We start from the raw sequence: 6,926 nt of genomic DNA, 5'->3' as shown, positions 1-6,926 counted from the left end.
CGACGTTGATAGGCCGGGTGTGTAAGCGCAGCGATGCGTTGAGCTAACCGGTACTAATGAACCGTGAGGCTTAACCTTACAACGCCGAAGATGTTTTGGCGGATGAGAGAAAGATTTTCAGCCTGATACAGATTAAATCAGAACGCAGAAGCGGTCTGATAAACAGAATTTGCCTGGCGGCCGTAGCGCGGTGGTCCCACCTGACCCCATGCCGAACTCAGAAGTGAAACGCCGTAGCGCCGATGGTAGTGTGGGGTCTCCCCATGCGAGAGTAGGGAACTGCCAGGCATTGAATTAAGCAGTAAGCCGGTCATAAAACCGGTGGTTGTAAAAGAATTCGGTGGAGCGGTAGTTCAGTCGGTTAGAATACCTGCCTGTCACGCAGGGGGTCGCGGGTTCGAGTCCCGTCCGTTCCGCCACCCTAATTAGGGGCGTAGTTCAATTGGTAGAGCACCGGTCTCCAAAACCGGGTGTTGGGAGTTCGAGTCTCTCCGCCCCTGCCAGAAATCATCCTTAGCGAAAGCTAAGGATTTTTTTTATCTGAAATAACCTCTCCGAAGTAAATCCTTCTACCGGCATCCTTGCCAGCCATTCAGATTAATACACTTCATCCAGCACGTTAATTTTCAATAGATCGCGAATCAACGCATTTTTATCGCTATTTTGCAGCCATATGGCATAAAGCGGCCGTGAAAGTGTTGTGCTATCGACAACGGTATGCAGGCCGCCCTTTTTACGCGCCCAACTGACGGGTAGCCAGGTGCAACCATTAAGCATCGCAATCTGTTGCTGTGCCAGTTCAGCAGAACTGGTTGTCAGAATGGGAACTTCGTCAGCACCGATCAAACCTGCCTCATGCTGTTGAAAATCTGGCCCCCACTCCAGTCGCAGATAGTTAAGATCTCCCTTTAGTTTAGAAGGGGCACTGGTATAAAGCGCTAAAGTGAAATACCCCAGCAACTGACTACTAAATTCGTCCATTTTGGGCGCTTCAGTGGTAATAAGAAGATCAAGCTGGCGTTCATGCAGCTGTTTTACCAGAGACTGTCGTTGGGCAATTCGCGCTTCGAACTGTAAGCCTGTATGGGCATCTTGATTTTGATACAAGCGTCCCAGCCACTGATTAAGCATACATTCCCACAATGAGGCGCTGGCACCGATAGAAAACTCGTTATGTCGTGAGGTATGCGCCACCTCCTTACGGGCGGCCTGCCAGGTGCTCATGAGCGTTTCTGCATAAGGCAGTAGTTTTTCACCGGCAGCGGTTAAACGGATATTGTTTCTGTGGCGGGTGAAAAGATTCACACCCAGTTGATTTTCCAGTTGTCTGATTCGAAAGCTCACGGCTGATTGGGTCAGATAGAGCGATTCAGCCGCTCGACCAAAGTGACGCGTTCGGCTAACTTCCAGGAAAGTTTTTAACAATTCCGTATCCACAGTGCTCTCCGCAAAATTATTTGTCGTTATGATTTAAATGTTTTGTTTTACACTCTGTCAAGCGTAACTAATACTCCGCGCCATAACTAGCTCGGTCAAAGAATTAGGAGCGTGCAGGATGGCGGAAAGCTTTACGACGACTAATCGATATTTCGACAATAAACATTATCCACGTGGATTCTCTCGTCATGGTGACTTCACCATCAAAGAGGCACAACTGCTTGAGCGTCATGGTTATGCCTTCAATGAGTTGGATCTTGGCAAACGCGAGCCGGTTACCGAGGAAGAGAAACTCTTCGTAGCAGTATGCCGTGGCGAACGTGAGCCAGTGACAGAAGCAGAACGCGTGTGGTCCAAGTATATGACGCGTATCAAGCGTCCAAAACGTTTTCACACCCTTTCCGGCGGTAAACCGCAGGTTGAAGGTGCTGAAGACTACACCGATTCTGACGATTAATAAAAAGGGCGAAATGCCCTTTTTTTATGTCAGTAGTTTTTGCAGATGGATGAGCAAACGGTCAATCGCACGATAGCTAACTGCCTCCTGCAAATGCTGACGTGTGATAATGTCAGACTGATCAATATCAGCAATGGTTCGTGCAACTTTCAATAACCGCTGCCAGGCACGAATCGATAACCCCAGATGGATCAGCGTTTCTTCCAGCCACTGCGCATCTTCGCTCTCAAGCTTGCAGAATTGGCGTATTTCCGGATTATCCAGCCAGGCGTTCAGTTTATTCTGCCGCTTAAATTGGCGCTCTCTGGCGGCCATTACACGTTGTTTAACGGTGGTGCTGTTTTCTCCCTGCACTACCGTTTTACTCAAAATGCCGGGGGGCGGTAATGGGATCTCTAGTGAGAGATCGAAGCGGTCGAGAAAGGGCCCCGAGAGCCGGTTGAGATAACGTAATGTCTGTTCTGGTGTGCAGCGGTTATGGTTTCCCTGATAATGTCCGGTAGGGCTGGGATTCATCGCCGCAACAAGTTGGAAACGGGCTGGATAGGTTATTTTTGCTCGTGTGCGTGAAAGATGGATCTGCCCGGATTCAATCGGCTCTCGCAAGGCATCCAGTGTACGCCGTTCAAATTCAGGTAGCTCATCAAGAAAAAGCACGCCGTTATGCGCCAGCGAAATTTCACCTGGCCCTGGAATTGCACCACCGCCCACCATCGCAGTTAACGACGCACTGTGATGAGGTGAGCGGAACGGGCGCTGCCGCCATTGTTTTTGTACTGATTCAGCATTTACCAGACTTAATATCGCAGCGCTCTCCAGTGCCTCTTCATTGCTTAAATCTGGCAAAAGGCCATTAATACGGCTGGCGAGCATTGTTTTACCTGTTCCCGGCGGTCCAATCAGTAAAAGGTTGTGCCCGCCAGCGGCGGTAATTTCCAGTCCTCGCTTTCCTTGCTCCTGACCGACAACATCACTGAGATCATGTTGTAGCGCCCGGGATACTGCATTAGTTGGTTTCGGGTGTTCGAGAGCGTGCTTACCTTCCAGAAACGCGCAGACAGCCTGCAGATGATCGGCTATCAGGCATCCTTCACCGTTAATTAGCCCCACTTCATCTTCGTTATCTTTCGCGACGATAATTTTTCTGCCCGACTTAATGGCTTCAGTTGCACTGGAGATTGCGCCGGGAACGCCACGCAGAGCGCCTGTAAGCGCCAGTTCTCCGACTAATTCATATTCATCTAACTTATTGGCTGTAAGCTGTTCTGAGGCTGCCAGCAACGCAATGGCGATAGGTAAATCATATCGTCCCCCTTCTTTTGGCAGATCGGCTGGAGCAAGGTTGATGGTGATTTTTTTCGCCGGATATTCATATCCGCTATTGATAATGGCGCTGCGCACGCGATCGCGAGCTTCTTTTACCGTTGTTTCTGGTAAGCCCACCATCGTTAAGCCTGGTAGACCTTTACTGATATGTACCTCAACAGTGATTGGGGGCGCATTTACTCCCAGGGCTGCGCGGGTATGAACAATTGACAGTGACATAAGCCCTCCTTGAGTCACCATTATGTGCATAAGATATCGCTGCTGTAGCCCGCTAATTCGTGAATTTTAGTGGCTGATTCCTGTTTATTTGTGCAAGTGAAGTTGAGTTGTTCTGGCGGTGGAATGATGCTCGCAAAAATGCAGCGGGCAAAGGATGAACTACGAGGAAGGGAACAACATTCATACTGAAATTGAATTTTTTTCACTCACTATTTTCTTTTTAAAAAACAACAATTTCTCTTGAAATTATTAAAGACATCATAAAAATCGGCCAAAAAATATCTTGTGCTATTCGCAAAATCTATGGTAACTCTTTAGGCATTCCTTCGAACAAGATGCAAGAAAAGACAAAATGACAGCCCTTCTACGAGTGATTAGCCTGGTCGTGATTAGCGTGGTGGTGATTATTATCCCACCGTGCGGGGCTGCACTTGGACGAGGAAAGGCTTAGAGATCAAGCCTTAACGAACTAAGACCCCCGCACCGAAAGGTCCGGGGGTTTTTTTTGACCTTAAAAACATAACCGAGGAGCAGACAATGAATAACAGCACAAAATTCTGTTTCTCAAGATTCAGGACGGGGAACTAACTATGAATGGCGCACAGTGGGTGGTACATGCGTTGCGGGCACAGGGTGTGAATACCGTTTTCGGTTATCCGGGTGGCGCAATTATGCCGGTTTACGATGCATTGTATGACGGCGGCATGGAGCACTTGCTGTGCCGACATGAACAGGGTGCGGCAATGGCGGCTATCGGTTATGCCCGTGCTACTGGCAAAACTGGCGTATGTATCGCCACGTCTGGTCCGGGCGCAACCAACCTGATAACCGGGCTTGCGGACGCACTGTTAGATTCCATCCCCGTTGTTGCTATCACCGGTCAGGTATCCGCACCGTTTATCGGCACTGACGCATTTCAGGAGGTGGATATTCTGGGGTTGTCGTTAGCCTGCACCAAGCACAGTTTCCTGGTGCAATCACTGGAAGAGTTACCGCGTATCATGGCCGAAGCGTTTGACGTCGCCAGCTCTGGTCGTCCTGGTCCGGTTTTGGTCGATATTCCAAAAGATATCCAGTTAGCCAGCGGCGATCTGGAACCGTGGTTCACCACCGTTGAAAACGAAGTGACTTTCCCACATGCCGAAGTCGAGCAAGCGCGTCAGATGCTGGCAAAAGCGCAAAAACCGATGCTGTACGTTGGCGGTGGCGTGGGCATGGCGCAGGCAGTTTCGGCTTTGCGTGAATTTCTCGCTACCACAAAAATGCCTGCCACCTGCACGCTGAAAGGGCTGGGCGCAGTTGAAGCAGATTATCCGTACTATCTGGGCATGCTGGGAATGCACGGCACCAAAGCGGCGAACTTCGCGGTTCAGGAGTGCGATCTACTGATAGCCGTGGGCGCACGTTTTGATGACCGGGTGACCGGCAAACTGAACACCTTCGCACCACACGCCAGCGTTATCCATATGGATATCGATCCGGCAGAAATGAACAAGCTGCGTCAGGCACATGCGGCATTACAGGGTGATTTAAATGCTCTGTTACCAGCATTACAGCAGCCGTTAAATATCGATGACTGGCAGCAACACTGCGCACAACTGCGTGATGAACATGCCTGGCGTTATGACCATCCCGGTGACGCTATCTACGCGCCGTTGTTGCTAAAACAACTGTCGGATCGTAAACCGGCGGATTGCGTCGTGACCACAGATGTGGGGCAGCACCAGATGTGGGCTGCCCAGCACATCGCCCATACTCGCCCGGAAAATTTCATCACCTCCAGCGGCTTAGGCACCATGGGTTTCGGTTTACCGGCGGCGGTTGGCGCGCAAGTCGCGCGACCGAACGATACCGTCGTCTGTATCTCTGGTGACGGCTCTTTCATGATGAATGTACAAGAGCTGGGCACCGTAAAACGCAAGCAGTTACCGTTGAAAATCGTCTTACTCGATAACCAACGGTTAGGGATGGTTCGACAATGGCAGCAACTGTTTTTCCAGGAACGATACAGCGAAACTACCCTTACCGATAACCCCGATTTCCTCATGTTAGCCAGCGCCTTCGGCATCCCTGGCCAACACATCACCCGTAAAGACCAGGTTGAAGCGGCACTCGACACCATGCTGAACAGTGATGGGTCATACCTGCTTCATGTCTCAATCGACGAACTTGAGAACGTCTGGCCGCTGGTGCCGCCTGGCGCCAGTAATTCAGAAATGTTGGAGAAATTATCATGATGCAACATCAGGTCAATGTATCGGCTCGCTTCAATCCGGAAACCTTAGAACGTGTTTTACGCGTGGTGCGTCATCGTGGTTTCCACGTCTGCTCAATGAATATGGCCGCCGCCAGCGATGCACAAAATATAAATATCGAATTGACCGTTGCCAGCCCACGGTCGGTCGACTTACTGTTTAGTCAGTTAAATAAACTGGTGGACGTCGCACACGTTGCCATCTGCCAGAGCACAACCACATCACAACAAATCCGCGCCTGAGCGCAAAAGGAATATAAAAATGACCACGAAGAAAGCTGATTACATTTGGTTCAATGGGGAGATGGTTCGCTGGGAAGACGCGAAGGTGCATGTGATGTCGCACGCGCTGCACTATGGCACCTCGGTTTTTGAAGGCATCCGTTGCTACGACTCGCACAAAGGACCGGTTGTATTCCGCCATCGTGAGCATATGCAGCGTCTGCATGACTCCGCCAAAATCTATCGCTTCCCGGTTTCACAGAGCATTGATGAGCTGATGGAAGCTTGTCGCGACGTGATCCGCAAAAACAATCTCACCAGCGCCTATATCCGTCCGCTGATTTTCGTCGGTGATGTTGGCATGGGCGTAAACCCGCCAGCGGGATACTCAACCGATGTGATTATCGCCGCTTTCCCGTGGGGGGCGTATCTGGGCGCAGAAGCACTGGAGCAGGGGATCGATGCGATGGTTTCCTCCTGGAACCGCGCAGCACCAAACACCATCCCGACGGCGGCAAAAGCCGGTGGTAACTACCTCTCTTCCCTGCTGGTGGGTAGCGAAGCGCGCCGCCACGGTTATCAGGAAGGTATCGCGTTGGATGTGAATGGTTACATCTCTGAAGGCGCAGGCGAAAACCTGTTTGAAGTGAAAGACGGCGTGCTGTTCACCCCACCGTTCACCTCATCCGCGCTGCCGGGTATTACCCGTGATGCCATCATCAAACTGGCAAAAGAGCTGGGAATTGAAGTGCGTGAGCAGGTGCTGTCGCGCGAATCCCTGTACCTGGCGGATGAAGTGTTTATGTCCGGTACGGCGGCAGAAATCACGCCAGTGCGCAGCGTAGACGGTATTCAGGTTGGCGAAGGCCGTTGTGGCCCGGTTACCAAACGCATTCAGCAAGCCTTCTTCGGCCTCTTCACTGGCGAAACCGAAGATAAATGGGGCTGGTTAGATCAAGTTAATCAATAAATACAAAAAATGGGACGGCACGCACCGTCCCATTTACGAGA

8 protein-coding genes, 2 tRNA genes and 2 rRNA genes are annotated in these 6,926 nt (G+C 50.8%); 10 read left to right on the top strand and 2 right to left on the bottom strand.

Annotation, left to right across the window (positions count from 1 at the left end):
- The 4 genes from ACJHX7_RS24125 to ACJHX7_RS24110 all read left to right on the top strand — a co-directional run.
- Positions 1-78 (top strand): 23S ribosomal RNA (locus tag ACJHX7_RS24125); the annotation flags it as partial.
- A 94-nt stretch (positions 79-172) separates the two neighbouring features.
- Positions 173-288, top strand: a 5S ribosomal RNA gene (gene rrf, locus ACJHX7_RS24120).
- 54 nt (positions 289-342) lie between these two features.
- Positions 343-419 (top strand) — tRNA-Asp (locus ACJHX7_RS24115).
- An 8-nt stretch (positions 420-427) separates the two neighbouring features.
- Positions 428-503, top strand: a tRNA-Trp gene (locus tag ACJHX7_RS24110).
- A 94-nt stretch (positions 504-597) separates the two neighbouring features.
- Here the strand turns inward: ACJHX7_RS24110 and hdfR are convergent.
- Complete coding sequence (gene hdfR / locus ACJHX7_RS24105; protein ID WP_000379245.1) at positions 598-1,437, bottom strand: HTH-type transcriptional regulator HdfR; 840 nt, start codon at positions 1,435-1,437, stop codon at positions 598-600.
- A 118-nt stretch (positions 1,438-1,555) separates the two neighbouring features.
- Here hdfR and maoP point away from each other — a divergent pair, with 118 nt between their 5' ends.
- Positions 1,556-1,894, top strand: coding sequence for a macrodomain Ori organization protein MaoP (gene maoP / locus ACJHX7_RS24100; protein ID WP_000841001.1), 339 nt, complete (start codon positions 1,556-1,558; stop codon positions 1,892-1,894).
- 24 nt (positions 1,895-1,918) lie between these two features.
- Here maoP and ACJHX7_RS24095 read toward each other — a convergent pair whose 3' ends face one another.
- A complete protein-coding gene (locus ACJHX7_RS24095; RefSeq protein ID WP_024231726.1) occupies positions 1,919-3,439 on the bottom strand; it encodes a YifB family Mg chelatase-like AAA ATPase in 1,521 nt (506 codons plus the stop codon).
- Positions 3,440-3,791: 352 nt separating this feature from the next.
- On the opposite strand from ACJHX7_RS24095, the gene ilvL reads away from it, so the two are divergent.
- The 5 genes from ilvL to ilvE all read left to right on the top strand — a co-directional run bounded on the left by ilvL (position 3,792) and on the right by ilvE (position 6,885).
- Positions 3,792-3,890 carry an ilv operon leader peptide gene (gene ilvL / locus ACJHX7_RS24090; protein ID WP_001311244.1) on the top strand — a complete coding sequence of 33 codons (99 nt, stop codon included), beginning with the start codon at positions 3,792-3,794 and terminating at the stop codon, positions 3,888-3,890.
- A gap of 86 nt (positions 3,891-3,976) precedes the next feature.
- Entirely contained in the window at positions 3,977-4,027 is a 51-nt protein-coding gene (gene ilvX / locus ACJHX7_RS24085; RefSeq protein WP_001387183.1) for a peptide IlvX, read from the top strand.
- 2 nt (positions 4,028-4,029) lie between these two features.
- A complete protein-coding gene (gene ilvG / locus ACJHX7_RS24080) occupies positions 4,030-5,676 on the top strand; it encodes an acetolactate synthase 2 catalytic subunit (RefSeq protein WP_088170588.1) in 1,647 nt (548 codons plus the stop codon).
- Entirely contained in the window at positions 5,673-5,936 is a 264-nt protein-coding gene (ilvM, locus tag ACJHX7_RS24075) for an acetolactate synthase 2 small subunit (RefSeq protein WP_000983255.1), read from the top strand. The genes ilvG and ilvM overlap by 4 nt, the downstream gene beginning before the upstream one ends.
- Before the next feature lie 19 nt (positions 5,937-5,955).
- On the top strand, positions 5,956-6,885 hold the full coding sequence (ilvE, locus tag ACJHX7_RS24070) for a branched-chain-amino-acid transaminase (protein ID WP_000208520.1): 930 nt from the start codon (positions 5,956-5,958) through the stop codon (positions 6,883-6,885).
- The last annotated feature ends 41 nt before the right edge of the window (positions 6,886-6,926 follow it).

This window comes from Escherichia sp. WS1451 (assembly GCF_046487365.1).
Taxonomy (GTDB): Bacteria; Pseudomonadota; Gammaproteobacteria; order Enterobacterales; family Enterobacteriaceae; genus Escherichia; species Escherichia coli.
Note: the sequence above shows the minus strand (reverse complement) of the source record. Positions and strands in the feature narration are given on the sequence as shown.